The sequence below is a fragment of the Rhodococcus yunnanensis NBRC 103083 genome, assembly GCF_001895005.1.
GTDB lineage: Bacteria > Actinomycetota > Actinomycetes > Mycobacteriales > Mycobacteriaceae > Rhodococcoides > Rhodococcoides yunnanense.
The window spans coordinates 134,560-160,712 of record NZ_BCXH01000002.1 but is presented as its reverse complement, the minus strand read 5'-3'; the positions used below and the strand labels follow the sequence as shown (position 1 = coordinate 160,712).

The 26,153-nt window shown below is 64.3% G+C and carries 27 protein-coding genes; 21 read left to right on the top strand and 6 right to left on the bottom strand.

Going from position 1 to position 26,153, the window contains the following annotated elements:
- The 5 genes from RY1_RS05085 to RY1_RS05065 are packed head-to-tail and all read right to left on the bottom strand — an operon-like array spanning position 1 to position 5,453.
- Complete coding sequence (locus tag RY1_RS05085) at positions 1 to 750, bottom strand: sirohydrochlorin chelatase (RefSeq protein ID WP_072802457.1); 750 nt, start codon at positions 748 to 750, stop codon at positions 1 to 3.
- Positions 747 to 2,069, bottom strand: coding sequence for a sulfate adenylyltransferase subunit 1 (locus RY1_RS05080; protein ID WP_072802456.1), 1,323 nt, complete (start codon positions 2,067 to 2,069; stop codon positions 747 to 749). Before RY1_RS05080 ends, RY1_RS05085 begins: the two co-directional genes overlap by 4 nt.
- Positions 2,069 to 3,016 carry a sulfate adenylyltransferase subunit CysD gene (gene cysD, locus RY1_RS05075; RefSeq protein ID WP_072802455.1) on the bottom strand — a complete coding sequence of 316 codons (948 nt, stop codon included), beginning with the start codon at positions 3,014 to 3,016 and terminating at the stop codon, positions 2,069 to 2,071. Before cysD ends, RY1_RS05080 begins: the two co-directional genes overlap by 1 nt.
- The gene (locus RY1_RS05070; RefSeq protein ID WP_084727185.1) at positions 3,013 to 3,723 is read right to left on the bottom strand and encodes a phosphoadenylyl-sulfate reductase; all 711 of its coding nucleotides are present in this window, start codon (positions 3,721 to 3,723) and stop codon (positions 3,013 to 3,015) included. Before RY1_RS05070 ends, cysD begins: the two co-directional genes overlap by 4 nt.
- Positions 3,720 to 5,453: a nitrite/sulfite reductase gene (locus tag RY1_RS05065; RefSeq protein WP_072802674.1), complete on the bottom strand. Its 1,734-nt coding sequence runs from the start codon at positions 5,451 to 5,453 to the stop codon at positions 3,720 to 3,722. Before RY1_RS05065 ends, RY1_RS05070 begins: the two co-directional genes overlap by 4 nt.
- Positions 5,454 to 5,831: 378 nt before the next feature.
- Between RY1_RS05065 and hemW the strand changes: the two genes are divergently transcribed.
- Positions 5,832 to 7,040 carry a radical SAM family heme chaperone HemW gene (gene hemW, locus RY1_RS05060; RefSeq protein ID WP_245819493.1) on the top strand — a complete coding sequence of 403 codons (1,209 nt, stop codon included), beginning with the start codon at positions 5,832 to 5,834 and terminating at the stop codon, positions 7,038 to 7,040.
- Positions 7,041 to 7,048: 8 nt separating this feature from the next.
- On the opposite strand, the gene RY1_RS05055 is transcribed toward hemW, so the two are convergent.
- Entirely contained in the window at positions 7,049 to 7,354 is a 306-nt protein-coding gene (locus RY1_RS05055; RefSeq protein WP_068378754.1) for a type II toxin-antitoxin system VapB family antitoxin, read from the bottom strand.
- Between the two features lie 136 nt (positions 7,355 to 7,490).
- Here RY1_RS05055 and hrcA point away from each other — a divergent pair, with 136 nt between their 5' ends.
- The 20 genes from hrcA (at position 7,491) to RY1_RS04955 (ending at position 26,141) form a co-directional block, all read left to right on the top strand.
- Entirely contained in the window at positions 7,491 to 8,534 is a 1,044-nt protein-coding gene (gene hrcA, locus RY1_RS05050; protein WP_072802673.1) for a heat-inducible transcriptional repressor HrcA, read from the top strand.
- An 86-nt stretch (positions 8,535 to 8,620) separates the two neighbouring features.
- Complete coding sequence (gene dnaJ / locus RY1_RS05045; protein ID WP_072802452.1) at positions 8,621 to 9,775, top strand: molecular chaperone DnaJ; 1,155 nt, start codon at positions 8,621 to 8,623, stop codon at positions 9,773 to 9,775.
- Positions 9,776 to 9,777: 2 nt separating this feature from the next.
- Positions 9,778 to 10,554: a 16S rRNA (uracil(1498)-N(3))-methyltransferase gene (locus RY1_RS05040; RefSeq protein WP_072802451.1), complete on the top strand. Its 777-nt coding sequence runs from the start codon at positions 9,778 to 9,780 to the stop codon at positions 10,552 to 10,554.
- Positions 10,551 to 11,330: an alpha/beta hydrolase gene (locus tag RY1_RS05035; RefSeq protein ID WP_072802450.1), complete on the top strand. Its 780-nt coding sequence runs from the start codon at positions 10,551 to 10,553 to the stop codon at positions 11,328 to 11,330. Before RY1_RS05040 ends, RY1_RS05035 begins: the two co-directional genes overlap by 4 nt.
- A gap of 114 nt (positions 11,331 to 11,444) precedes the next feature.
- The gene (locus tag RY1_RS05030; protein WP_245819514.1) at positions 11,445 to 12,446 is read left to right on the top strand and encodes a PhoH family protein; all 1,002 of its coding nucleotides are present in this window, start codon (positions 11,445 to 11,447) and stop codon (positions 12,444 to 12,446) included.
- 57 nt (positions 12,447 to 12,503) lie between these two features.
- Positions 12,504 to 13,046, top strand: coding sequence for an rRNA maturation RNase YbeY (gene ybeY / locus RY1_RS05025; protein ID WP_072802448.1), 543 nt, complete (start codon positions 12,504 to 12,506; stop codon positions 13,044 to 13,046).
- Positions 13,043 to 14,365: a hemolysin family protein gene (locus tag RY1_RS05020; protein WP_072802447.1), complete on the top strand. Its 1,323-nt coding sequence runs from the start codon at positions 13,043 to 13,045 to the stop codon at positions 14,363 to 14,365. The genes ybeY and RY1_RS05020 overlap by 4 nt, the downstream gene beginning before the upstream one ends.
- Before the next feature lie 65 nt (positions 14,366 to 14,430).
- Positions 14,431 to 15,345, top strand: coding sequence for a GTPase Era (era, locus tag RY1_RS05015; protein WP_072802446.1), 915 nt, complete (start codon positions 14,431 to 14,433; stop codon positions 15,343 to 15,345).
- Between the two features lie 272 nt (positions 15,346 to 15,617).
- Complete coding sequence (locus RY1_RS05010) at positions 15,618 to 16,346, top strand: response regulator transcription factor (protein ID WP_072802445.1); 729 nt, start codon at positions 15,618 to 15,620, stop codon at positions 16,344 to 16,346.
- Between the two features lie 270 nt (positions 16,347 to 16,616).
- On the top strand, positions 16,617 to 18,221 hold the full coding sequence (locus RY1_RS05005) for an ABC transporter substrate-binding protein (RefSeq protein ID WP_072802444.1): 1,605 nt from the start codon (positions 16,617 to 16,619) through the stop codon (positions 18,219 to 18,221).
- Positions 18,218 to 19,177 (top strand): ABC transporter permease, encoded by a 960-nt coding sequence (locus RY1_RS05000; protein WP_072802443.1) that lies wholly within the window; start codon positions 18,218 to 18,220, stop codon positions 19,175 to 19,177. The genes RY1_RS05005 and RY1_RS05000 overlap by 4 nt, the downstream gene beginning before the upstream one ends.
- A complete protein-coding gene (locus RY1_RS04995; RefSeq protein WP_084727184.1) occupies positions 19,174 to 20,097 on the top strand; it encodes an ABC transporter permease in 924 nt (307 codons plus the stop codon). The genes RY1_RS05000 and RY1_RS04995 overlap by 4 nt, the downstream gene beginning before the upstream one ends.
- Positions 20,094 to 20,969 (top strand): ABC transporter ATP-binding protein, encoded by an 876-nt coding sequence (locus RY1_RS04990; protein WP_072802442.1) that lies wholly within the window; start codon positions 20,094 to 20,096, stop codon positions 20,967 to 20,969. Before RY1_RS04995 ends, RY1_RS04990 begins: the two co-directional genes overlap by 4 nt.
- Before the next feature lie 3 nt (positions 20,970 to 20,972).
- On the top strand, positions 20,973 to 21,788 hold the full coding sequence (locus RY1_RS04985; protein WP_072802441.1) for an ATP-binding cassette domain-containing protein: 816 nt from the start codon (positions 20,973 to 20,975) through the stop codon (positions 21,786 to 21,788).
- Positions 21,785 to 21,964, top strand: coding sequence for a hypothetical protein (locus tag RY1_RS04980; RefSeq protein ID WP_072802440.1), 180 nt, complete (start codon positions 21,785 to 21,787; stop codon positions 21,962 to 21,964). The genes RY1_RS04985 and RY1_RS04980 overlap by 4 nt, the downstream gene beginning before the upstream one ends.
- Positions 21,961 to 23,379: an amidase gene (locus tag RY1_RS04975; protein WP_072802439.1), complete on the top strand. Its 1,419-nt coding sequence runs from the start codon at positions 21,961 to 21,963 to the stop codon at positions 23,377 to 23,379. Before RY1_RS04980 ends, RY1_RS04975 begins: the two co-directional genes overlap by 4 nt.
- Positions 23,376 to 23,588 (top strand): hypothetical protein, encoded by a 213-nt coding sequence (locus RY1_RS04970; RefSeq protein ID WP_072802438.1) that lies wholly within the window; start codon positions 23,376 to 23,378, stop codon positions 23,586 to 23,588. The genes RY1_RS04975 and RY1_RS04970 overlap by 4 nt, the downstream gene beginning before the upstream one ends.
- A 32-nt stretch (positions 23,589 to 23,620) precedes the next feature.
- On the top strand, positions 23,621 to 25,033 hold the full coding sequence (locus RY1_RS04965) for an Asp-tRNA(Asn)/Glu-tRNA(Gln) amidotransferase GatCAB subunit A (RefSeq protein ID WP_072802437.1): 1,413 nt from the start codon (positions 23,621 to 23,623) through the stop codon (positions 25,031 to 25,033).
- On the top strand, positions 25,030 to 25,494 hold the full coding sequence (locus RY1_RS04960) for an urease accessory protein UreE (protein WP_072802436.1): 465 nt from the start codon (positions 25,030 to 25,032) through the stop codon (positions 25,492 to 25,494). The genes RY1_RS04965 and RY1_RS04960 overlap by 4 nt, the downstream gene beginning before the upstream one ends.
- Complete coding sequence (locus RY1_RS04955) at positions 25,491 to 26,141, top strand: urease accessory protein UreF (protein ID WP_072802435.1); 651 nt, start codon at positions 25,491 to 25,493, stop codon at positions 26,139 to 26,141. The genes RY1_RS04960 and RY1_RS04955 overlap by 4 nt, the downstream gene beginning before the upstream one ends.
- The last annotated feature ends 12 nt before the right edge of the window (positions 26,142 to 26,153 follow it).

Below are 26,153 nucleotides of genomic sequence, written 5' to 3'. Positions count from 1 at the left end.
TCAGGCGGAGCGTTGGCTCGTCGTCGCCGCCACGGCGTCGTCGAACCGAGCCGACACGACGTCGGCAACGGCCCTGTGATCGCCGATGACCTCGGCAAATACTGCGCCGGGTCGATGTTCGTGGACCGAGGCGAACACTCTGTCGGTCAACAAGCCCGGAGCGATGAACCACGGCGCGACGACAACGCGTCGTGCACCGGCCGCGGCGACACGCGCCAGCGCCTCCGCGGGATCGGGACTGTGCGCAGTCGCGAAACAGGTGACGGCTGCTGCCCACGATGTGCCGGTGAGTATCCGCTCGGCAATTGCTCGTGTGCGCTGATTGGCGGGGGCATGCGAGGATCCGACCGCAGCGACGACGACACCCACCTCCGGGTCGTCGACGTCCACGCCCGCTTCGAAAATTCTCGAACGCACGGCATCGACCAGTCGGCGGTCGTCGCCGAGCACGCCTGCCTGGGTGAGCGCGAGATCGGGATGGCGAAGGCGGGAGGCGTCGAGCAGCGCGGGGAGGTCCACGCGGGCGTGAAATGCGCTGCCCAGCAACAACGGCACCACTGCTGCCGATGCGGCGCCCTCTGCGGCCAGTTCGTCGAGAACGTCGCTGACATTCGGTTCGGTCAGATCGAGATACGCCGTCCGGACATCCAGATCAGGACGCCTGAGGCGAATTCGCTCGACCACAGCAGCCACGGTGTCCGCAGATCGCGGATCGCGGCTGCCGTGTGCGACAGCGACGAGAGCGGTCACGCCGGTACTGACGTCCCGAGCTCGACAGCCGAGAGCGCATCACCGACGAGACCTGCGGCGAGCGTGTTGCCACCGGCAGGATCGATGAGCAGAAAGCTACCGGTGTGGCGGTTCACGGCGTAGTCGTCGGCGACGATCGGCTCGGCGACGCGTACCGAGATGCGGCCGATATCGTTGAGTTCCAACGATTCCGGTGACGGTTGGGCCGTCAGATTCTGTTCGTCGAATCGCTCGACCAGAGTGCCGACGATGGCCTGCGTGGTGCGAGTTCCGTGCTTGAGCAGCAGACGAGCACCGGGGCGCAGGGGCTTCTCGGACAGCCAGCAGACAGTCGCGTCGAATTCGCCGATCGGCGCAGGCGCATCCTGCGGAGAGACGATCGTGTCGCCCCGCGAGACGTCGACGTCGTCGGCAAGAATGAGCGTCACGCTTCGCCCGGCGCCTGCCACCGCGAGTTCACCGTCGGCCGTGTCGATGCGCTCGACAGTGGTGCGGGTGCCCGACGGCAGTACGAGAACCTCGTCGCCGGGGGAGACCGTGCCTGCAGCGACCTGACCGGCGTACCCGCGGTAGTCGGGGAACTCCGCGGTGCGCGGACGAATCACGTACTGCACCGGAAAGCGCAGGCCGACGCGGTGCGGTTCAGCGTCCACCGGAACCGATTCGAGGTGTTCGATGAGGGTTGGGCCGTCGTAGTACGGAGTTGTCGTCGATCGGACCGCGACGTTGTCTCCGTGCAATGCCGACACCGGAATCTCGACGACATCCTCGGCTGCCCACCCGAGCGAGGTGGTCAACGAGTTGAATTCGGCGGAGATATCCGCGAACACCTGGGCGGGATTTTCGACGAGGTCGATCTTGTTCACGGCGAGAACGAGTTTGGGCACACCGAGCAGCGCGAGCACCGCAGCATGTCTACGCGTCTGCGTGATGACGCCTTTGCGGGCGTCGACGAGCAGAATCACCAGCTGGGCCGTCGACGCTCCGGAGACAGTGTTGCGGGTGTACTGCACGTGCCCCGGTGTGTCGGCGAGAACGAACGAGCGGGCGGGCGTCGCGAAGTAGCGGTAGGCCACATCGATAGTGATGCCTTGTTCGCGCTCGGCGCGCAGACCGTCGACGAGAAGCGACAGATCCGGGGTGCTCAGCCCGCGGTCGACGGAGGCGCGGGTGACGGCGTCGATCTGATCTGCCAGAACGGATTTCGTGTCGTACAACAGGCGTCCGACGAGCGTGGACTTACCGTCGTCGACGCTGCCCGCGGTGGCAAGACGCAGAAGCTGCGCGCTCGGCGAATGGCCGGAAGCCGAGTTGCTCATCAGAAATATCCTTCGCGCTTGCGGTCTTCCATGGCGGCCTCGGAGACGCGGTCGTCTCCGCGGGTGGCGCCGCGTTCGGTGAGTCGGGATGCGGCGACCTCGTCGAGAATCGCCTCGTTGTCGGCCGCGTCGGACAGCACGGCCCCGGTGGTGGATCCGTCACCGACGGTGCGGTACCGCACCGAGAGTGTCTGCAGCTCCTCGGCTTCGGTGGGTCCGCCCCACACTCCTGGAGTCATCCACATGCCGTCGCGCTGATACACGGGGCGCTGGTGCGCGTAGTAGATGCTGGCCAATTCGACGTTCTCTCGTGCGATGTATCGCCAGATGTCGAGTTCGGTGAAGTTGCTGAGCGGAAAGACACGGACCTGTTCGCCGGGGGAGTGCTTGCCGTTGTACAGATTCCACAGCTCGGGGCGCTGCTTCTTCGGATCCCATTGGCCGAAGGCGTTGCGCAGCGAGAAGATGCGCTCCTTGGCGCGGGCACGTTCCTCGTCACGTCGGGCACCGCCGAAGACCGCGTCGAACCGATTCTCGGAGATGGAGTCGAGCAGCGGAACCGTCTGCAGCGGGTTACGGATTCCGTCGGGTCGCTCGGTCAGCCTGCCGTCGGCGAGGTAATCCTCGACCTTGGCGATATGCAGCCGGAGGTTGTACTTCGCGACGACATGGTCGCGGAAGTCGAGAACTTCCTGCAAATTGTGCCCGGTGTCCACGTGCAGAAGTGAGAACGGCAGCGGCGCAGGCCAGAACGCCTTGATCGCGAGATGCAGGAGAACCGTGGAGTCCTTGCCGCCCGAGAAGAGGATGACCGGGCGCTCGAACTCGCCCGCGACCTCGCGGAAGATGTGAATCGCCTCGGACTCGAGCGCGTCGAGGGTATCGAAGCGATCGGAGTCCACCGACGGTCGGCGTTCGGCGGTGATCGATGTCGAGTTCGTTGTCATGATGCGTGCAACCCACATTCCGTTTTGGCCTTGCCGGCCCACCGGCCGCTACGCGGATCGGCGCCGGGGGCGGGCTTGACGGTGCACGGCCTGCACCCGATCGATGGATAACCCTCGTCGACGAGCGGATTGACGAGGATGGAGTGCTCGTCGATGTAACGCTGCATGTCGTCGTCCGACCATGCTGCGATCGGGTTGATCTTGACGAGTCCGAAAGCGTCGTCGAAGGAGATGAGGGGTGCGTTCGCGCGCGTCGGAGCCTCGACGCGTCGGATACCCGTGACCCACGCGCTGTAGTTGGCCAATTCCTTCTTCAACGGCGCAACCTTGCGCATGGCGCAGCATCGGTTCGGTTCCCGCGCGAACAGATCCTTGCCCTCGATCGAATCCTGTTGAGCGACGGTCTGCTCTGCACGGGCGTTGATGATGTTCACGCCGTAGACGGCTTCGACCGCATCACGCGTGCCGATGGTCTCGGCGAAGTGGTAGCCGGTGTCGAGGAACAGGACGTCCACACCGGGATGTACCTGTGCGGCAAGGTGAACCAGTACCGCATCCTGCATGTTGGACGCGACGATGTAGTCGGTGCCGAACTCGCGTTCGGTCCACTGCAACAGTTCCGACGCGTCGGCTCCGTCGAGTTCGCGAGCACCGCGATCGGCGATTGCCTTCAACTGGTCGATCGAAAGATCCATTCTGGTGCTCATCGCAAATCCGCCTCGTCTGCTCGCACGGCCCACTGTGCGAACCGTTCGCCTTCGCTCTTGTGCTTGATGAAATTGCGCACAACTCGTTCGATGTAGTCACCCAGATCGGTGCTGTTGACCTTGTGTTGGCGCAGCTTTCGGCCGAACGCGCTGTCCAGACCGAGGCTGCCACCGAGGTGAACCTGGAATCCTTCCACCTGATTCCCGTCACCGTCGTCGACGAGCTGTCCCTTGAAGCCGATATCGGCGATCTGCGAGCGCGCGCAGGAGTTGGGGCACCCGTTGATGTTGATGGTGATCGGGACGTCGAGCTGGGCGTTGATGTCGTCCAGGCGCTGCTCGAGCTCGGGTACCAGAACCTGTGAGCGCTTGCGTGTCTCGGCGAACGAGAGCTTGCAGAATTCGATTCCACTGCATGCCATCAGATTCTTGCGCCAGTGCGACGGCCGCGCCGGAAGTCCGAGTGCGTCGAGGTCGGAGACGAGCGCCTCCAGCTTGTCGTCGGGAACGTCGAGAACGATCAGTTTCTGGTAGGGCGTGAAGCGAACTCGATCCGAGCCTGCCTTCTCTGCGGCGTCGGCGATCCTCGCCAGGATGGTGCCGGAGATGCGTCCCGCGATCGGCGCGACGCCGACGGCGTTGAGTCCGTTCTTGAGCTTCTGGATGCCGACGTGGTCGCGCGGGCGCGTGGGCTTCTCGGGGGCAGGCCCGTCGATGAGCTTGCGGTGCAGGTACTCGTCCTCGAGGACCTGACGGAACTTCTCGATACCCCAGTCCTTGATGAGGAACTTCAGGCGTGCCTTCGTGCGCAGGCGCCGGTAACCGTAGTCACGGAAGATCGATACGACACCTTCCCAGACGTCCGGCACGTCCTCCAGCGGGACCCAGACTCCGACGCGCTGGGCGAGCATCGGATTGGTCGACAGCCCGCCGCCGACCCACAGGTCGAGACCTGGGCCGTGCTCCGGGTGGTTCACGCCGATGAATGCGCAGTCGTTGATCTCGTGGACGACGTCCTGAAGTCCGGAGATCGCCGTCTTGAACTTGCGCGGCAGGTTGGAGTACTCCGGCTTGCCGATGTAGCGCTCGACGATCTCGTCGATGGCAGGTGTCGGATCGAGGATCTCGTCGACGGCCTCGCCTGCGAGCGGTGAACCGAGCACGACGCGAGGGCAGTCGCCGCATGCCTCGGTGGTCTTCAGCCCGACAGACTCGATACGACGCCAGATCTCGGGGACGTTCTCGACGTCGATCCAGTGGTACTGGATGTTCTCGCGGTCCGACAGATCCGCGGTGTCACGGGCGAACTCCTGCGAGATGCCCGCCAGGGTGCGAACCTGCTGCAGATCGAGCGCTCCGGCGTCGCACCGGATCCGCATCATGAAGTGTTTGGCCTCGAGCATGTCGATGTTGTCGTCGTGCGTGAAGGTGCCGTCGAAACCCTGTTCACGCTGGGTGTAGAGGCCCCACCACCGGAAGCGGCCGCGCAGGTCGCCCTTGTCGATGCTGTCGAAACCCTGCTTGGAGTAGATGTTCTCGATGCGGGCCCGCACGTTGAGGGGGTTGTCGTCCTTCTTGGCCTGCTCGTTCGGGTTCAGCGGCTCGCGGTACCCGAGTGCCCACTGGCCCTCGGCGCGTCGCTTCGTCGGCCGGGCGGTGCGCTCCCTCGGCGCCACACGCGCAGTCCTGGACGAGTCCGCTTCGGTGGGGGCGTCGGTCGTCGACGACATCTGGTGCTCCTGCATCTTTTCTCTACCGGGCGGCCAAGGGGAGGGGCTGAAACTCACCGCTTGCACACGCGTCCGGACGGATCGGGGTGTGTTCTGAATCGGGTTGTTCGGTCGAGCGAGCCGGCGCAGGGCTCAGCTACAAGCTCGACAGCATCGACACGAGGAACTGCAGACACGCTTGAGATCGACATGGCGTCGCGCCACGAGTCGAACCCCGGTGTCAGTCACGCGCCCCATTGTGCCACGTCATCGGACCAGGTCCGACCCCGGAGACCTATTTACCCGAGATTCTGGGTAAATAGGCTGGCAGAGCGGCTGCAATGAATTCGCGGTGCGCGTGGCGAAGTGGCATCGGAGATGTCTGGGAGACTGGACCGCGTGAACATCGTTGCCGCTCCGCCTGCCCCCTTCGAGCTGCCCGACGCGGCGTTCGACGGCGTCGGAGATCGACCCTTCGGCATCTACGTACACGTTCCGTTCTGCGCGACCCGCTGCGGCTACTGCGACTTCAACACATACACGGCCGGCGAGCTGGGCACATCGGCGTCGCCGCAGTCGTGGATGGAGGGCCTGCGTCGTGAACTGGACGCCGCGGCGTCATTGCTGGACGGTCGGGCAGGTCTGATTCCGACGGCCGACACGGTGTTCGTCGGTGGTGGGACGCCGTCGCTTCTCGGCGGCGCCGGTCTCACCGAGGTTCTCGACGCCGTGCGGGGCAGTTTCGGTCTCAGTGTCGGGGCCGAAGTGACCACCGAGTCGAATCCCGAGTCGACGTCGCCCCAGTTCTTCGAGGAACTGTCCGCCGCCGGTTTCACGCGGATCTCGCTCGGCATGCAGTCCGCGGCCCCGCACGTGCTGGCGGTGTTGGATCGCACGCATACTCCTGGGCGGGCCGTCGCCGCGGCGCTCGAGGCGCGCGCCGCCGGCTTCGACCACGTCAATCTCGATCTGATCTACGGCACTCCCGGTGAGCGAGCCGAGGATCTGGACGCCTCACTCGCGGCCGTGCTCGACGCGGGGGTCGACCACGTGTCCGCCTACGCGCTCATCGTCGAGGACGGAACTGCCATGGCGCGCAAGGTCAGACGAGGGGACCTCCCTGCGCCCGACGACGACGTGCTGGCCACCCGGTACGAGCGCATCGACTCCGTACTCTCCGGCGCAGGACTGCACTGGTACGAGGTGTCGAACTGGGCCACCGAGCCGTCCGCCGAATGCAAGCACAACATCGGCTACTGGGACGGCGGTGATTGGTGGGGAGCCGGGCCCGGGGCGCACAGTCACATCGGGGGAACTCGATTCTGGAACGTCAAACACCCCGCCCGCTACGCGGATCAGCTGGCGTCGGGATCCCTACCGGTGGCGGGCAGTGAACTGCTCAGCAGCGACGACCGTCACTTGGAAGAGCTGATGCTCAAAGTTCGACTGCGCACCGGACTGCCCGCTCGGGCGTTGACTGCGGCGGAGCGTCGTTCGGCGGATCAGGTGGTCTCCGACGGGCTCATGGTGGTCGACGGAGATCGGTACGTCCTCACCGAGCGTGGGCGTCTGCTCGCGGACGCCGTCGTTCGAACGATTGCGGCCTAGCAAGCGGGTCAGGCACCCAGGAGGTCGTAGTCGAAGACTCTGGCGTGCAGGACCGTTCTGTTGCGCAGCGCAGCGCGGACGGCTCGGTGCAGACCGTCCTCCAGGTACACCACACCCCGGTAGTGCACGGCGTGTGGGAAGAGGTCACCGTAGAACGTCGAGTCCTCCGACAGCAGGCGGTCGAGTTCGAGGACTTTCGTCGTCGTGACGATCTCGTCCAATCGCAGTTGCCGGGGCGGAATCTTCGACCAGTCACGGAGCGAGAGTCCATGCTCGGGATACGGCTTGCCGTCGCGAACGCCCTTGAAGATCATGCGGTATCCGTCGTCGTCGTCGAGTTGGCCACCCGACCACAGTAAGGCCTGGGGGCACCGATGGTCGCATGGCTACTAGACTCGAACTCTCGACGTGGCCGCAGGGGCGTGAGAAGTGGAATGGAGGTGGACACCGATGTCGAGCACCGAAGACAGGCGGTTCGAGGTTCTCCGCGCAATCGTCGCCGACTATGTATCCACCCAGGAGCCCGTCGGTTCCCGCGCATTGGTCGAGCGACACAATCTGGGAGTCTCCAGCGCTACCGTCCGCAACGACATGGCCGTCCTCGAGGCGGAGGGGTACATCGCCCAGCCGCACACCAGCTCGGGTCGAGTGCCGACGGACAAGGGCTACCGGCAGTTCGTCGACCGCATCGCCGACGTCAAACCGCTCTCACCCGCGGAGCGTCGCGCAATTCTCGAGTTTCTCGAAAACGGCGTCGACCTCGACGACGTCCTTCGTCGCGGCGTGCGATTGCTGGCGCAGCTCACCCGCCAGGTAGCCGTGGTTCAGTACCCGACCCTGTCGGTGTCGTCGGTTCGTCACCTCGAGGTCGTCGCGTTGACGCCTGCCCGTCTGTTGCTGGTCCTGATCACCGATTCGGGTCGAGTGGACCAGCGCATCGTCGAGTTGGGCGATGTCATCGAGGACGAGGATCTGGCGCAGCTCCGCAGACTGCTCGGCGGTGCGCTCGAGGGGAAGCGTCTGGCCGCAGCGTCCGCCGCCGTCGCCGAACTCGCCGCGAATGCTCCGTCCGGCCTCCGTGATGCGATGATCCGATCCGCGACAGTCCTGGTCGAATCCCTCGTCGAGCACCCCGAAGAGCGCCTGGTCCTCGGCGGAACGGCCAATCTCACGCGCAATGCCGCGGACTTCGCAGGCGACGCAGGCTTTCCCGGATCTCTTCGTGCGGTCCTCGAAGCTCTCGAAGAGCAAGTGATCGTACTGAAGCTGCTGGCTGTGACACAGGACACGCGCACGGTGACGGTCCGGATCGGCGAGGAGACGCAGGTGGAGGAGATGCGAGGCACCTCGGTGATTTCCACTGGATACGGTTCGGCTGGCATGGTGCTGGGAGGCATGGGTGTGCTCGGGCCGACGCGCATGGACTATCCAGGAACAATTGCATCGGTCGCCGCCGTTGCGAGATACATCGGTGAGGTTCTCGCAGAACGCTGAGAGCTCACCTGACGAACACCGAGGTTGCCGGCGCGATGGCGCGCCGGTAGCGAACACTGGAATCGACGAGGACGAAAGAGACTTACGTGGCACGGGACTATTACGGGACGCTCGGGGTCAGCCAGAAGGCGACCGATCAAGAGATCAAGCGTGCGTATCGCAAGCTCGCGCGTGAACTTCACCCCGACGTCAACCCGGACGAGGCTGCGCAGGCCCGGTTCAAGGACATCTCGACTGCGTACGAGGTGCTCTCAGACCCGGAGAAGCGACGCGTGGTCGATCTCGGCGGAGATCCCCTGCAGCAGGGTGGTGGCGGCGGAGGCGGCTTCGGCGGCGCTGGCTTCGGAGGCGGCCTCGGCGACGTGTTCGAGGCATTCTTCGGCGGTGGGGGAGGCGGCGGCAGCCGTGGGCCGCGTGGCCGCGTCCAGCCCGGTGCCGACTCACTGCTGCGCACCAAGCTCACGCTCGACGAATGCGCGACGGGCGTGACCAAGCACATCACCGTCGACACCGCGATCCTGTGCGACCTGTGCACCGGGTCGGGCACCAACGGCGACTCCAAGCCCGTTCGCTGTGAAACCTGCGGCGGCGCAGGCGAAGTCCAGTCGGTGCAGCGATCCTTCCTGGGCCAGGTCATGACGTCGCGGCCGTGCCCCACCTGCCGCGGTGCAGGCGAGACCATCCCCGACCCGTGCCACAAGTGCGGCGGCGACGGTCGCGTGCGATCCCGTCGTGACATCTCGGTGAAGGTCCCCGTCGGGGTCAGCAACGGGATGCGCATCCGGTTGGCGTCACAGGGCGAGGTCGGCCCTGGCGGCGGCCCGGCGGGTGATCTGTACGTCGAGATCGTCGAACAACAGCACGAGGTTTTCGTGCGTGACGGAGACGACCTGCACTGCACTGTCCGTGTCCCGATGGTCGACGCTGCACTCGGCACCACAGTGTCCGTCGACGCCATCATCGACGGACCGACCGACATCGTCGTCGATCAAGGGACCCAGCCGGGCTCGATTGCGGTTCTGCGAGGTCACGGCATGCCGAAGCTTCGCTCGGGCATCCGCGGCGATCTCCACGCGCACCTCGAGGTCGTCGTCCCGTCGCGACTGGACGGAAAGCAGACCCAGTTGCTCCAGGATTTGAAGTCGCTGCGTGATCGCGACGCCGCCGAGGTGGTCACCACCGGATCGCAGCACAGCGGCGGATTGTTCTCGCGGCTTCGGGAAGCATTCAGCGGTCGCTGACGATGGCGGCCACGGTCTTCTATCTCGATCCGCTACCCGACGTCGGTGGCACGGCCGTGCTCGACGGTAAGGAAGGACACCACGCAGCGACGGTGCGCAGAATTCGTGTCGGCGAACGGATTCTGCTGTCCGACGGGCGCGGCGGTATCGCGGACACCGTGGTGACGTCGGCGGAGAAGAATCGGCTCGAGATGGCGGTCAACACCCGATCGGACGTCCCGCCCGCGAGCCCGTCGGTGGGATTGGTACAGGCGCTGCCCAAGGCCGATCGTTCCGAACTGGCAGTGGAACTGGCAACCGAGGCGGGAATCGACACCGTCGTGCCCTGGCAGTCGGCGCGATGTGTGGCGCGTTGGGAAGGCGCGAAAGCGAACAAGGGCGTCGCGCGATGGCAAGCCGTCGCCACTGCCGCAGCCAAGCAGTCGCGTCGTCCGTTCGTCCCGCGGGTCGCCGACCTGCACTCCACTGCTGCCGTCGTCGATCTCGTTCGCGGTGTCGTGGAACGCGGGGGAGTCGTTGCGGTACTTCATGAATCCGCGTCGGTCGAGTTCGCGTCGCTGCCTCTGCGGGACGTGCCGGAAATCCTGTTGGTCGTCGGACCCGAAGGCGGCCTCGACGATTCCGAGGTCGCAAAGCTCACCGTGGTGGGGGCGACGCCGGTCATGTTGGGGCCCAACGTTCTTCGTACGTCCACGGCCGCTGCCGTCGCACTCGGTGCTATCGGTGTGCTGACGCGGCGATGGGCCGAGGCGCCACTGGATTTCCAGGACGCCCGATGAACCGCGTCAAGATCGCATACGGCGAGCAGGACGAGCAGTTCGGGCACCTGTATCTTCCGGAAAGCCCTGTGGCCGAACCTCTTCCGGTCATCATGATCATCCACGGCGGGTTCTGGAGCGGACAGTACGCTCTCAATCTCGGAACGCAGTACGCCACCGAGTTCGCCGATGCGGGTTTCGCGGCCTGGAACATCGAGTACCGACGCGTCGGCGCCGGTGGTCTGTGGCCGGAAACCAGCGCCGATGTGGCGCAGGCACTGGATGCGGTCGGCGGCGTCGTACAGGGGCATTCGCCCATTCCCCTCGACCTCGGCGACGTCCGAGTTCTCGGGCACTCGGCGGGCGGGCATCTGGCCGGGTGGCTGGCAAGCCGGCGTGAATCGTCGATTCGACCGTCGCGGGTGGTGCTGCAGGCAGCGGTTCTCGATCTCGCGTTCGGTCCGGCGCACGGTTCGGTCAACCCGGCGGTGCACGCGTTTCTCGGGGCCAGTTTCGAGGACGACCCGGATCTGTATCGGTCGGCTTCCCCTGCGCACCTACTCCCGACGGGCGTTCCGGTGCACTGCATCCACGGATCGCTCGATGTCCAGGTGCCGGTGTCGCAGAGCGAGCGCTACGTGGCCGCGGCGACGGACGCCGGCGACGAAGCGGTGCTGTCGGTGATCGACGGGGAGGACCACTTCGCATTTCTCCAGCCGGGGTCCTCGTGTTGGAACCGGTCGGTGACTGCAGCGACGGACCGAGCCGCACATCAATTGGAATGCGAGCGACGCTGAGCGCGTTAAACTCGCATCAGCATCTCGAGCCGTCAGCGACACACGAAAGCAGGCCATACACACCACGTGAGTGAACACAGCGATCTTCCCGCCGAACGCCTCGTTCGGTCGAGCATGGAACTGGCCCCCGACGCGGTGCTCCCGCTTCTCGGTGCGGCGGACGAGAACCTCAGGACCCTCGAGCAGGTTTTGACCGCAGACATCCACGTTCGCGGAAATTCCGTCACGCTGAGCGGAAAGGTCGCCGACGTCGCTCTCGCAGAGCGTGTCGTCTCCGAACTCGCCGCAGTGGTCAAGCGTGCGCAGCCGCTCACCCCCGACGCAGTCCGCCGGACCGTCGGGATGCTCACCGAGGGCGTCTCCGAGTCGCCTGCCGAGGTGCTCAGCCTGGACATTCTGTCGCGGCGAGGCAAGACGATCAGGCCGAAGACTCTGAACCAGAAGCGGTACGTCGACGCCATCGACACCAACACGATCGTGTTCGGAGTGGGTCCGGCAGGTACCGGAAAGACCTACCTCGCGATGGCCAAGGCCGTACAGGCTCTGCAGGCCAAGCAGGTCAGCCGAATCATCTTGACCAGGCCTGCCGTCGAAGCCGGGGAGCGTCTCGGATTCCTACCCGGCACGTTGCACGACAAGATCGATCCGTATCTGCGTCCCCTGCACGACGCGCTGCACGACATGATGGACGTCGAAGCCATCCCGAAGTTGATGCAGGCAGGTGTCATCGAGGTCGCGCCACTCGCGTACATGCGCGGCAGGACCTTGAACGACGCGTTCATCATTCTTGACGAGGCCCAGAACACCACGGCCGAGCAGATGAAGATGTTCCTCACCAGGCTCGGGTTCGGATCGAAGATCGTGGTGACCGGAGACATCACCCAGGTCGACCTGCCAGGAGGTGCCCGATCCGGCCTGCGCGCGGCCTCGGAGATCCTCGGCGATGTCGACGACATCCACTTCGCGCAGTTGACCAGCAGCGATGTGGTTCGGCACCGTCTGGTTTCCGAGATCGTCGACGCGTACGAGCGATTCGAGTCCTCGGGAAACAGCGAACTCGGGATGGGGAATCGTGCCCAGCGACGCTCCGGCGGGCCCCGCTCGGCGCGCCGATAGAGTCATGCCTGTCCCGTTGTTCGTGAAAGCTTTCCGTCGAAAGAGTTGTGAGAAGTAATGAGTATCGAGGTCTCCAACGAATCGGGGATGGACATCTCCGAACCGGAACTCGTGAGCGTCGCCAGGTTCGCCATCGCCGCCATGGACGTGCACCCGGCAGCGGAACTGTCGATGGTGCTCGTCGATTCGGCGACCATGGCCGACCTCCACATGAGGTGGATGGATCTGCCCGGCCCGACGGATGTGATGTCGTTTCCGATGGACGAACTGGAGCCGGGTGGTCGACCGGACGCGCCCGAGCCGGGACCGTCGATGCTGGGTGACATCGTGTTGTGCCCTTCGTTCGCTGCCGACCAGGCCGCCGCCGCGGGCCATCCGCTCGAGCACGAGCTCGCATTGTTGACCGTCCACGGTGTTCTGCACCTGTTGGGCTACGACCACGCCGAGCCGGACGAGGAGAAGGAGATGTTCGCCCTACAGAACCGAATTCTCGGCGAATGGTACGACGATCTGCGCCGTGCCGAGGAGGCCGAGCTGCAGGCCGCGCGTGACCGTCGTCTGCTCGGCAAGACCGGATTTGCCCGGGGCGACGGCCTGTGAGCAGTGCTCCTGCACTCATCGTCGCTGCAGTAGTGCTGGTGCCGGTCGCGGGGCTGTTCGCCGCAGTCGATTCCGCACTCAATACCGTCTCGCGTGCGCGTGTGGAGGACATGGTCAAGGACGAGCGCCCCGGCGCCGTCGGCTTGCTGACCGTCGTGGCCGACAGGCCGCGGTACGTGAATCTGACCGTCCTGCTTCGTATTCTGTGCGAGATCAGCGCGACCGTTCTACTCGCGGGCGGGTTGATCGACCTTCTCGACGAAACCCTCGCGCTCGTGGTGACAGGCGTGGTCATGGTTCTCGTCAGTTACATCGCGGTCGGTGTCGGACCCCGAACGCTCGGGCGTCAGCACGCATACTCGATCGCGCTGTCCGCCGCGCTGCCACTGCGAGGCCTCGGCTGGATACTCGGGCCGATCAGCAGGCTACTCATTTCGACGGGTAACGCGATCACGCCCGGCCGCGGCTTCCGAAACGGTCCGTTCGCGTCGGAGATCGAATTGCGTGAACTCGTCGACATGGCACGTGAACGCGGCGTCGTGGCCGATGGTGAGCGAAAGATGATCCAGTCCGTCTTCGAGCTGGGGGACACTTCGGCCAGAGAGGTCATGGTTCCGCGTCCCGAGATGGTGTGGATCGAATCCGGTAAATCCGCCGGGCAAGCGACATCGCTCGCGGTACGAAGCGGGCATTCCCGGATCCCGGTGATCGGTGAGAACGTCGATGACATCGTCGGCGTCGTCTATCTGAAAGACCTTGTCCAGCAAACTTATTACTCCACCGACGGCGGCCGCGGCGTGCGGGTGGATCAAATCATGCGTCCGGCCGTCTTCGTCCCCGATTCGAAGGCACTGGACAGTCTGCTCGCCGAGATGCAGCGTGATCGCAATCATATGGCCGTGCTGGTCGACGAGTACGGCGGCACAGCGGGACTGGTGACCATCGAGGACGTGCTCGAGGAGATAGTGGGCGAGATCGCCGACGAATACGACTCCGACGAGGTGGCCCCGATCGACGATCTCGGTGACGGACGGTTCCGTGTCTCGTCGCGAGTGCCGCTCGAGGACGTCGGTGAACTCTTCGGAATCGAGATCGAATCGGAGGACGTCGATACTGTCGGAGGGTTGCTCGGGTACGAGCTGGGACGTGTCCCGCTGCCCGGCTCACGGGTCGAATCGCACGGTTTGGTCCTGGTCGGTGAGGGCGGCGCCGATCAGAAGGGCCGCGTGCGCGTCACGACCGTCCTCGTCGAGAAAGTCCCGACGCCGGACGAAACGCGAGACGGCGACACCGAAAAGACAGAAGACACCGATGCGTGAACGCGTCGATGCCGACAACACGACCATCCCGGCGCGACGCGGCGGGAAGAGCTGGGAGGTGCTCGATGTCCGACGCGAGCAATGAAGACTTTCGATCCGGATTCGTCTGTTTCGTGGGGCGACCCAACACCGGAAAGTCGACGCTGACCAACGCGCTGGTCGGTTCGAAGATCGCCATCACCTCGTCCCGTCCGCAGACGACGAGGCACACCATTCGCGGCATCGTGCACCGCGAGAACGCGCAACTGATTCTCGTCGACACACCAGGACTACACCGGCCGAGAACCCTACTGGGGCAACGGCTGAACGATCTGGTGCAGGACACCTACTCCGAGGTCGACGTCATCGGACTCTGCATTCCGGCAGACGAGAAGATCGGGCCGGGTGACCGGTGGATCCTCGAGCAGGTTCGCCACATCGCACCGAAAACCACCCTGATCGGAATCGTCACCAAGATCGACAAGGTCAAGAAGGAACGCGTCGTACAGCAGTTGATGGCGCTGTCGAAACTCCTCGGCGAGAACAGTCACGTCATCCCCGTTTCGGCTGCATCCGGCGAACAGGTGGAGAAGCTGGTGGAGCTGTTGGCGTCGGAACTGCCACCGGGACCGGCGTTCTACCCGGACGGCGAGCTCACCGACGAGCCGGAAGAAATTCTGATGGCCGAGCTGATTCGCGAAGCGGCGCTCGAAGGTGTGCGAGACGAGTTGCCACACTCACTGGCCGTCGTCATCGAGGAGATCACTCCGCGCGAAGGACACGACAACATGCTCGACGTGCACGCGATCCTCTACGTCGAGCGCTCGAGCCAGAAGGCCATCATCATCGGCAAAGGCGGCTCGCGGCTCAAGGAAGTCGGCACCGCGTCGCGCCTGCAGATCGAGAAGTTGCTCGGTACGAGGATCTACCTCGACCTGCACGTCAAGATCGCCAAGGACTGGCAGACCGACCCCAAACAGATGGGCAAACTCGGCTTCTGAGTAAGCCCTCCCTACCTCGGACGCAAACGCACGTGCGTTTGCGTCCTTGGTGGGGTGTCGTCCGTCCACCTACGCAAACGCACGTGCGTTTGCGAGGTCGGTGGGGTGTCGCCTGGGCACTCTCGCCCTCGGACGCAAACGCACGTGCGTTTGCGTACACGGGTGTCGAGTGACCGTGCGTCCGTACAGCACTGAAACGCTCAGTTAACACGGTCGAAAGGCGGCTGCTGTTAACTCGGTTCGATTGCCCGTCGAACCGAAGGACGCACACCATGGCTCAGCACGACATCGCGTCCATCGTTGCGGAAATGTCCTCGCCCGCGGTGACGCAACGGATGAACGGAGCCATCGACTACCTCCGATACGAGGGCCGATGCGACGGGTTCCTTCTTGCATACCGCGACGAGACGACGGACCGCTATGTCACGGTGGAGCAGCGGGGATACGACCAGGGCGTGGCGAGCTTCCTCACCGGCGACATCGACCGTCTGCCGGAGTTCGCACAGCAGTTCAGTCATCTCGACGAGGTGTTCGACTGGACCCAGGTCCCCGGATTCGGAACCTCGCCGACGGCGATGTCGGTGTTGCGCCCCGGCGGGTTCTCCAACGGTGTGCTGATGCTTCTGCACGACGACGGCGGCAAGATCATCGGCATGTGCCACGGTAACGTCGAGAAGGAGCAGTTCCCGACGCCCGCCAAGACCATCCTCGAGCGTATGCGTCCCGCATTCACCAGATACGCGAGTGATCTCCGTGCGAAGTCTCGGTTCAAGCTGACCGTGCGGGAGGTCGAGATACTCGGTCTGATCCGCCGAGGCATGTCGAATGCGGAGATCGGTGAGGAGCTCGTGCTCTCGCCACGTACCGTCACGACTCACGTCGAGAAGATCCTCCGCAAGTTGGGCGTGCCCAATCGAGTCATGGCTGCGGTGTATGCGGCAGAACTCGGCCTCGGCTCGGATCGCCGCACGGTCGATGCGATGTCTGCACTCGCGTCCTGAGTTCCGTTCTGCGCGTTCACTCTCAACACCGCTGTCACGTGGTTGAAACATGCGCTCTCACCTGGGCACGTATTCGAGATGCCGTGTGATCCAGGACATTCCAGATACGTATTTCGACGTATTCTCCTGAGTGATTCCCTTCTCTACGGTTTTCAGTATCCCGCTCGGTTCGACGGTGCACCCGCGGCTAACGGAGACCTCAGGTCTCCATCACTGAAGTAGACCGAAGGACCACACTGACATGATCATCGCTTCTCGAAGGGGCCGCGCGTGACGCGCGGTCGGAGGCTCGCCGGCTTCGCCGCAGCGGCAGTGTTGGCGATATCGTCGCTGACCGCGTGCAGCACCGCAGGCGCCGTCGTCACCGACAACACGTTCGTCATCGCGATCGAGTCCGAGGCAGACGTGCTCGACCCGCAGGTCGCAGGCGGGTGGGTCAGCTGGCGAATCAACCAGCAGATCTTCGAACCGTTGGTGACCGAGGATCTTCGGACGCCATCGAGCGAAGCCCCTGTTCCCGCTCTCGAACCCGGACTCGCCGAATCCTGGGAGATCTCACCCGACGGCCTGACCTACACCTTCCACATCCGGCAGGGTGTGAAGTTCCACGACGGGACTCCGCTCGATGCGGCCGCGGTGGAGTACAACTTCCGCCGTATGTGGGACAAGGACGCACCGCAGTACTCGGCGAAAGCGGCGGGCCAGACGAACTTCATCTGGCAGAACACGGAATCGATCGAGACCGTCGACCAGTACACCCTCGTCGTGAAGCAGGAGACCCCGTTCTCGCCGTTCCTGCGCATGCTCGCTCAGGGCGGCAACGGTTCGACGGCGATCATGAGCCCGACAGCCATCGAGCAGTACGGCGAGAGTATCGGGGACCATCCGGTGGGTACCGGGCCTTTCGTGTTCGACGAGCGCATTCGCGGCGAGCGAATCAGCTTGACGCGCAACGACAATTACTGGGGTACGGAACCGTCGATTCAGGGCGTGGTCTTCCGGCCCCTTCCCGACGCGTCGGCCCGCGTCGCCGCCCTGCGTAGTGGCGACGTGGACATGATCGCGGTACCGAGCCCGGACAGCGTGGACAACCTCGTTGACGAGGGTTATCAGTTGTCCGAGGGAACCCCGCCGCACGTGTGGTACCTCTCGTTCAACATGCAGGATCCGAACATGGCGATCAAGGAAGTGCGCCAGGCAATCAATCTTGCGATCAATCGTGAGGGAATGGCCACCGATCTTCTTCGCGGAACGGTCAACCCGGCGTACGGCGTGCAGGCTCCAGCCAATGGCGCTTATGTCGAGCGCACGGATGCGTACACCCGTGACGTCGAGAAGGCGAAGGAGCTTCTGGCGTCCGTCGGTCTGCAGGACGGTTTCGAGACCACACTGATCACCTCGGTCGACGGTTCGGGCCAGATCATTCCGACGCAGATGGCCGAGTATCTGCAGCAGAATCTCGCGGAGATAGGCATCACGATGAATATCCAGACACAGGAATGGATTTCGTATCTCGGAACGTGGGCGCAGGGTATGCAACCCGGTGTCGGCATGGCTCAGATGTCCTGGGGCATGACTACCCCGTACTGGCTCTACATCGTCACGTCGTCGAAGTTGCAGGCGCCGAACGGCGTCAATGTCGGCTACTACTCGAGTCCCGAGCTGGATTCGGTGATGGACAAAGCGATTCAGTCGACCGACGAGGACGTCGCCAACGACTACTGGCGTCAGGCGAACGACATCGTCACCGCGGACGCCGCGCTCGCTCCCGTCGTCAACGACAAAGCCCCGTACGTACTGGCCCCCTACGTCTCCGGTTTCGTCTCCGCGAGCGAGGAGTGGTACGACCTGAAAGAAGTGAGGCTCGAACAATGACAGGCACAGTTCGTTCACGTGTGCTCTCCACCGTCGCGGTTCTGCTCGGTGTCAGTCTCATCGTCTTTCTGCTGCTGCAGCTCGTTCCGGGTGACCCGGCACTGACGATCCTGGGTTCGGGTGCCACTCAGGAATCCGTTGCAGCGGTGCGCAGTGAGCTCGGGCTCGACCGATCGCTTCCCATTCAGTACCTCGACTACATGGGAGGGTTGTTGCAGGGTGATCTCGGCCGCTCGCTGACGGTGAACAAGCCGGTCACCGAGATCATGATGCCGAGGTTCTGGAACACGATCATCCTGACCGTCGCCGCGCTGGTGCTGTGTGTCGTCATCGGCGTTCCGCTCGGAATCGCGGCCGCACGCAAGCAGAACGGCCTGTTCGATCGGATTGCGATGTTCGCAGCTCTTGCCGGTGCGAGCGTTCCGGTCTACTGGTTCGGTCTCGTGCTGATCGGTTTCTTCTCCATCAAACTCGGTGTGTTCCCGACGTCGGGAATGTACAACAGTCGCCATCCAGGTGGGCTCGGCGACGTTCTGACGCACCTCGTTCTCCCCGCCGTCGCCGCGGCGCTGGTGCCGTTGGCGGTGATCGCTCGCATGACTCGCAGCGTGATGGTCGATGTGTTGCAGCAGGACTACATTCGGACGCTGCGAGCGTCGGGATTGTCGGAGCAGTCGGTGCTGTGGCGGCACGGCCTTCGCAACGCGTTGCCACCGATCGTCGGAGTCATCGGCTTGCAGGTCGGATATCTGCTCGGCGGTGTGGTGTTCGTCGAGGTCGTGTTCGGATGGCCGGGCCTCGGGCAGCAGCTCTACACCTCGATCACTCAGCGTGATATTCCGGTCGTGCAGGCCGGTGTGCTGTTCATCGCGTTGGCCTTCGTGGTCGTCAACCTCATCGCCGACATCGCTGTCGGTCTCCTCGATCCGCGTACCCGAAAGACGGTGAACGCATGAACGCAGCAGTCGATATCGACGTCCGCATGCCCGCGGCGGCAACACAGGGGAGTGCGGCCCCGAAAACCTCCGTCTCGCAGTGGAAACTCGGGCTGCGCACCTTCTGCCGCGACAAGGTCGCACTCGTTTCGGCGATCTTCCTCGTACTCGTCACGGCGGCTGCGATCTTCGCGCCGCTGCTGACCTCGTACAGTCCGATTGCCGGTGATCCGGTGAATCGCCTGGCGGGAATCGGCACCGACGGTCACATTCTCGGGTTGGACGGGCAAGGCCGCGACATTCTGTCCCGCCTGCTCTACGGTGGCCGGAACTCGTTGCTCGTCGCCGTGGTCCCGGTGCTCGTCGTGTTTCCGCTGTCGCTGCTGATCGGGCTGTTCGCCGGTTACAAGCGCAGTCGCGCAGGCGAACTGCTGATGCGTGTGCTGGACGTGTTGTTCGCCTTCCCGCTGGTGCTGCTGGCGATCGCGCTGTCCGCCGTACTCGGGGCAGGCCTGGGCAACGTGATGTTGTCCATCGGTGTCACGTTGATTCCGTACATGGCCCGCGTGGCGTACACCGCGACGGTCCAGGAGGCAGGCAAGGAGTACATCGAAGCCGCCCGTGCCTACGGAGCGCACGCCGGCCACCTGATGTTCCGCGAACTCGCACCCAATGTGATCGCGCAGCTCATCGTCTACGCAACCACGTTGTGCGGCTTGATGATCGTCGTCGCGGCTGGATTGAGCTTCCTCGGTGTCGGCGTCGTTCCGCCCACGCCCGATTGGGGAATCATGACGTCCGACGGATCGAGCGTGCTCCTCGAGGGTATCTATCACATCGCCACCATTCCCGGTCTCGTCATTCTGTTCGTCGCACTCGCCTTCAATCTCGTCGGCGACGGTATCCGTGACGCCCTCGACCCCAGAAAGCAGACACGATGACAACTCCTCTCCTGGACGTGCAGAATCTGCGCGTCGATTTCCACACCGACGGCGGCGTGGTTCATGCGGTCAAGAATGTGTCCATCACTCTCGGGCGAGGCGAGATCCGCGGTCTGGTAGGTGAATCCGGTTCGGGCAAGAGCGTGACGTCCCTGAGCGTGCTCGGTCTGCTCGGGACTTCGCGTGCCCGGATCGAGGGCGGGAAGATCATGTTCCGGGGTGAGAATTTGCTGGACAAGACCGAAAAGGAGATGCGCGGAATTCGCGGCAGCCACATCGGTCTGGTGTCGCAGAACGCGTTGAGTGCACTCGACCCCTCGTTCACGATCGGCGCGCAACTGATCGAGGTCATCCGCCTCCACCAGAAGGTGGACAAGGAGACCGCACGTAAGAAGGCACTGGAATCGCTCGAACTCGTGGCACTGCCCGATCCGGCTCGGCGGATGAAGGCGTATCCGCACGAGCTCTCCGGTGGCCAGCGTCAACGCGTCGTCATCGCGATCGCGTTGGCGTGCCGACCGGAACTGCTTCTCGCCGACGAGCCGACCACGGCGCTGGATGCAACGGTGCAGAAGCAGATTCTCGATCTACTGCTGGAGATCAATCGCGAACTGGGAACGGCGATTCTGATCGTCACGCACGATTTCGGTGTCGTCGCGCACGTCTGCTCCGAGGTGACCGTCATGCGGCACGGTGAGGTGATGGAGGCAGGTGCGACGGCGGAGGTGCTCGAGCGTCCGAAGCACCCGTACACACAGGGGTTGATGAGCGCGGTCCCGAAGTTGCATCTCGGCGACGCCGAGCGTGCTGTGCCTCGGCGCAGTCGCCGGCTGTTCGAATTCAAACAACTCGTGTCCGTTCAGGGGGAGTGAAAGATGACAATCGACGACTTCGCTGTTCCGCTGTTGGCGGTGCGCGATCTGCGCAAGATCTACCAGGTCCGAGGTGAGAAGCGAAAGACAGCCGACTTCGTTGCGGTCGATTCGATCAGCTTCGATATCGACAAGGGCGAGACGTTCGGGCTGATCGGAGAGTCCGGCTCAGGCAAGACGACGACCGGTCGGATGGTGCTGGCGCTCGAGAAGGCGTCGTCGGGCTCGGTTCTGTTCGAGGGCAACGACATCACGGCGATGAACGAACTCGACATGCGTCGCTATCGGAAGCGAATGCAGATCGTGTTCCAGGACTCGGGCTCTGCGTTCAACCCACGACGCAGTGTCGGCGCGCAGATCGGATTCGCGCTGCAGCGTTTCGGGATGGCTCCGAAGGACGGCATTCGCGATCTGGTTCTCGACATGCTCGGCCGGGTGGGCATGGAGGCTTCGCATTACGACCGCTACATCCACGAGTTCTCCGGCGGTCAGCGGCAACGGCTCGGGATCGCCCGCGCGCTGATCACGAACCCGGACTTCCTGGTGCTCGACGAACCGACGGCGGCGCTGGATGTGTCCGTGCAGGCGCAGATCCTGAACCTGCTCAAGGACCTTCAATCCGAACGCGAGCTGACGATGCTGCTCATCTCGCACAACCTCGCTCTCGTCGAGCACATGTGCGACAACGCCGGTGTGCTCGACCACGGCTCGCTCGTCGAGTCGGGTTCGGTGGACGATCTGCTGACAGCACCGAGAACCGCGATCACCCGCTCGCTCGTCGACGCGGTGCTCGAGCCTGCAACGGCGGCGAGTCGATGAGCCAATTCGATTGGGCGGCAGCAGCACTGCATGCACGCGGAGTTCCGGACATGATCATCGGAGACGTCGACGCGGCAGCGCTCGCCTCCCTGCGGGCGGCGAGCCGTCTGGCCGCGGCGCTGACACCGAGCGATCCGCTACCGCTGATTCTCGGCACGAGAGGAGGTTCGGAATGATCGACCCGACGGCCATGACCGCGGCGGAGATCAACCGCGGCGTCGAAACAGGGGAATACGACCCCGTCGAGATCGTCGACGCCTACCTCGACCGCATCACGGCCGTGGATCCGTCGTTGGAATCGTTCGTGATCGTCACGGCGGACGAGGCGCGTGCCGAAGCCGTCGTGCACCGTGAGGCGGTGCGATCGGGAGTTCCCGGCGGTCCGCTGCGCGGTGTCCCGTTCGCGATCAAGGACCTGTACGACGCTGCGGGGCATCCGACTCGATCGGGATCGCTCGCATCGAGCGAAGTTCCGGCGACAGAGGATGCACCGACGGTCTCGGCATTGCGAGATGCAGGCGCGATCCTGATCGGCAAAACGACGACGCACGAGTATGCCTACGGCGTCACGACCCCACCGACGAAGAACCCATGGCAACTCGACCGGGTTCCGGGCGGCTCCAGCGGAGGGTCGGGAGCAGCCGTCGCAGCACGGTTGGCGCCCATTGCGATGGGGACCGACACCGGCGGATCGATTCGAATTCCGGCGGCGCTGTGCGGGGTCACCGGCATCAAGGCGACGTACGGCCGAGTGAGCAAACGCGGCGTCACAGTGTTGAGCTGGACGCTCGACCACGCAGGACCGTTGACGACGACGGTGGCCGACGCCGCGCGGACGCTGGGCGTGCTCGCAGGTCACGACTCGAGTGATCCGTACAGCGCTGCGGTCGCGGTTCCCGATTTCGGGGCCATGCTGGACAGAGGCGTCGACGGGTTGCGGCTCGGAATCAGCGACACGTACTTCTGTGATCGGCTCGAACCGGGCGTCGCTGCAGCGTTCGAGAACGCCGTGCGAGAACTCGAGCGGGCAGGCGCGATCATCGTCCCGGTGGCGTTCACCGGTGTCGAGCTCTGCCCGGACATCGTCGATGTCGTCGCCAGTGTCGAAGCGGCATCGTTCCACCGGTCACGCGCTACCGAGCGGCCGGATCTGTTCGGACCCGACGTCGTCGATGCTCTCCGCGCGGGAAACCTGCACTCCGGCGTTGCGTACGTCGATGCGCAACGCGCTCGATCGGTCGTCACCGCGGGAATGAACGCGATGTTCGGTACGGTCGACGTACTTCTGTCGCCCACGATCGCAGGCACTGCGCCGCTTCTCGACTCTACACGTACAGTATTGGGAGACAATGAGATCGGAGTACTCAACAGTCTCAATGCTCTGACGGTCCCGGCCAACGTCACCGGAATGCCAGCCCTGACGGTTCCCGCCGGGTTCGACGACGCGGGCCTGCCGGTGGGCCTGCAGATCATGACCCCACCGTTCCAGGAAGCACTGGCATTCGCCGTCGGCCAGGCTTTTCAGTCCCGTACGGACTTCGCAACAGCGGTTCCCGATACCGCATACACCCTGACAGGAGAACTATTGTGACCGACAGTACTGAGCCGACGCAGAATTTCTTGCCGAGCAAGCAGCAGCTCGCGACGGTGTTCGAGTACGCGGGTCTGACCGTGAGTGCAGAGCGTCTCGAATCCGAATTCGACACCTACAGTTCCACTCTCGCACTCATCCGTAAGGCGAGTATCACCGGGATCGGTGAGACCGTACCGGCTGCGGCATTCAACGCGTCCTGGGAATAGGCACCCACACTCACGTCTCGAAAGGTCTGCACATGGAAATCCACGAACTCTCGCTGTCCGAGGTCGCCCAGAAGATCGAAAGCAGGGAAGTTTCGCCGGTCGAGGTGGCCCAGGCGTCGCTCGATCGGCTCGCCGAAGTCGAACCCGCCATCACGGCATTCGTGACCGTGACGGCCGAGCATGCACTCGCCCAGGCAGCCCATGCCGAAACGGAGATCGCAGCAGGCAACTATCGAGGAGTGCTGCACGGTATTCCGCTGGGAGTCAAAGACCTGTACGACACCGAGGGCATCCTGACGACATCGAGTTCCGCCCAGCGCGCCGACAACGTGCCGACCGCGAACAGTGCGTCGGTGGCGAAACTGTACGACGCGGGCATGGTCATGGTCGGCAAGACCCATACACACGAATTGGCCTACGGTGCAACCACACCCACATCCGGAAATCCATGGGACGTCACGCGTACTCCTGGAGGTTCCTCGGGTGGTTCGGGAGCAGCCGTCGGCGCCGGGGTGGTCCACGTTGCGCTCGGCAGCGACACCGGCGGATCGATTCGCATCCCGGCCGGTCTGTGCGGAACCGTCGGACTGAAGCCGACGTTCGGGCGGGCGTCGCGCGCAGGCGTCGCGTCGCTGTCGTGGTCGCTCGATCACGTCGGACCTCTGACCCGTGACGTCCTCGACGCGGGACTCGTCATGGCGGCGATGTCCGGTTACGACCGCCGAGATCCGGCGTCGGTGAACCGCGAGGTACCCGACTTCGTGACCGGCATCGCCGGCGGCGTGAAAGGGAAGCGGATCGGTATCCCCACCAACTTCTACACCTACCACGTCGAGCCGGAGACCCTGGATGTCGCTCGACGGACAGCCGAGCTGCTCGAAAGCCTCGGCGCGGAACTCGTCGAGGTGGAAATTCCTCTCGCGGAGTACATTCTGCCGGTCGAGTGGGGAATTCTGACCGCAGAAGCGAGCGCCTATCACATGGATGCGCTCCGCACCTCGCCGGAGAAGTTCACCGAGGAGGTCCGCACCCTGGTCGAAGCGGGTGAGGCGGTACTCGCTACGGACTACATCAACGCGGTTCGGTTGCGCACCAGGGTTCAGGAAGCGTGGCGCGAGATGTACACCGGCATCGACGTGCTGCTGGCGCCGACGGTCCCCGGCGTCGCAGCGCTGCGGGAGGATCCGTACTTCCGCTGGGACGACGGAGTCGTCGAGAGCGCCACCGGTGCATACTCGCGAATGTCGGCTCCCGCCAACGTCACCGGTCTACCTGCGCTGCAAGTTCCTGCAGCCTTCTCGTCGACCGGCCTGCCGATCGGAGTCCAGATCATCGGAAAGCCGTTCTGCGAGGCCGAGATCCTGCAGGTCGGCTACGCGCTGGAACAAGCATCCGACGTCGTGGGCCGCATCGCACCACTGACTGCAGCCTCGGTTTCGGCATGACGGCCACCCCATCGATCACGGTCGTCGACGAGATCGTGGGGCACGAGCTCGAAGCCGTCGTTGCCGAGCAACTCCACGCGCTTCGGCACCTCCGCAGCGTCGAGTACGTCCATCTCGATGCCGCGGATCTCGAACGGAGTCGATTGCGGGTCAGGTCGGATGCCGGTCACGACTACGCCGTGGCCCTCGACAGAGACAAGAGGCTCGTCGACGGCGCGGTACTCGTGCTCGACGAGTCACGTGCGGTGGTGGTCAGGGCGGGGGCTGCGAGAACGCTGACGCTGCGCGCGAGCGATGCATCCTCGGCGATGCAGCTCGGATTCCTCGCAGGACATCTGCATTGGAAGGCGGCGATGACGGGATCGACCATGACGGTCGTGCTCGAGGGGCCCGAGTCGGACTATCGCGCACGCATCGCCGAGCTCGTGGACACCGGGGCGATCGAACAGATCGATGAGTGAATCGCTCCGAGTTGATCGCAGTTCTGCGGTTCGGCGACAGCGCTTTTCCGTCGGGCGGATTTGCGTTCTCGTCCGGGTTGGAAGGCGCCGTACGGGACGGATTCGTCACTCGCGAACACGACGTTCTCGCGTTCGCGGCCGAGGCGGTCGTCAATCGTTGGCACACGATGGACCGCGTGCTGCTTCGCGCAGCGTGGACCGATCCAGTCCACGCGGATCGTCTCGCGGAGGCGTCGAACATCATGTCGACTCTCCGGGAGGCCTCTCGGAGATCGGGAGCAGCGCTGTTGTCGACGTTCGCCTCGCTCGGTAGCGCGGACGCGGTCGCTTATCGAGCCGACGTGCTGAGCGGGCGCAACCCCGGGCACCTTCCCGTTGCACAGGCCGTCTGCTATCGAGGGCAAGGTCTCGACCTCGACTCGGTCGACGCGATGTCTGGGTGGCAGGTCCTGTCCGGAATCGCCAGCGCTGCGTTGCGTCTCGGTGTGATCGGCCACCTGGGATCCCAGCGCGTCATGGACGGTACAGGACCCGTGCTGGCATCGACGCTCGAACTCGTCCCCGACATCGAACCGTCGTCGTTCACCGCATTCGCCGACATCGCTGCGCAGCGCCGCGGCGACGGCATCAGGTTGTTCGCAAGTTGACGCCCACGAAGA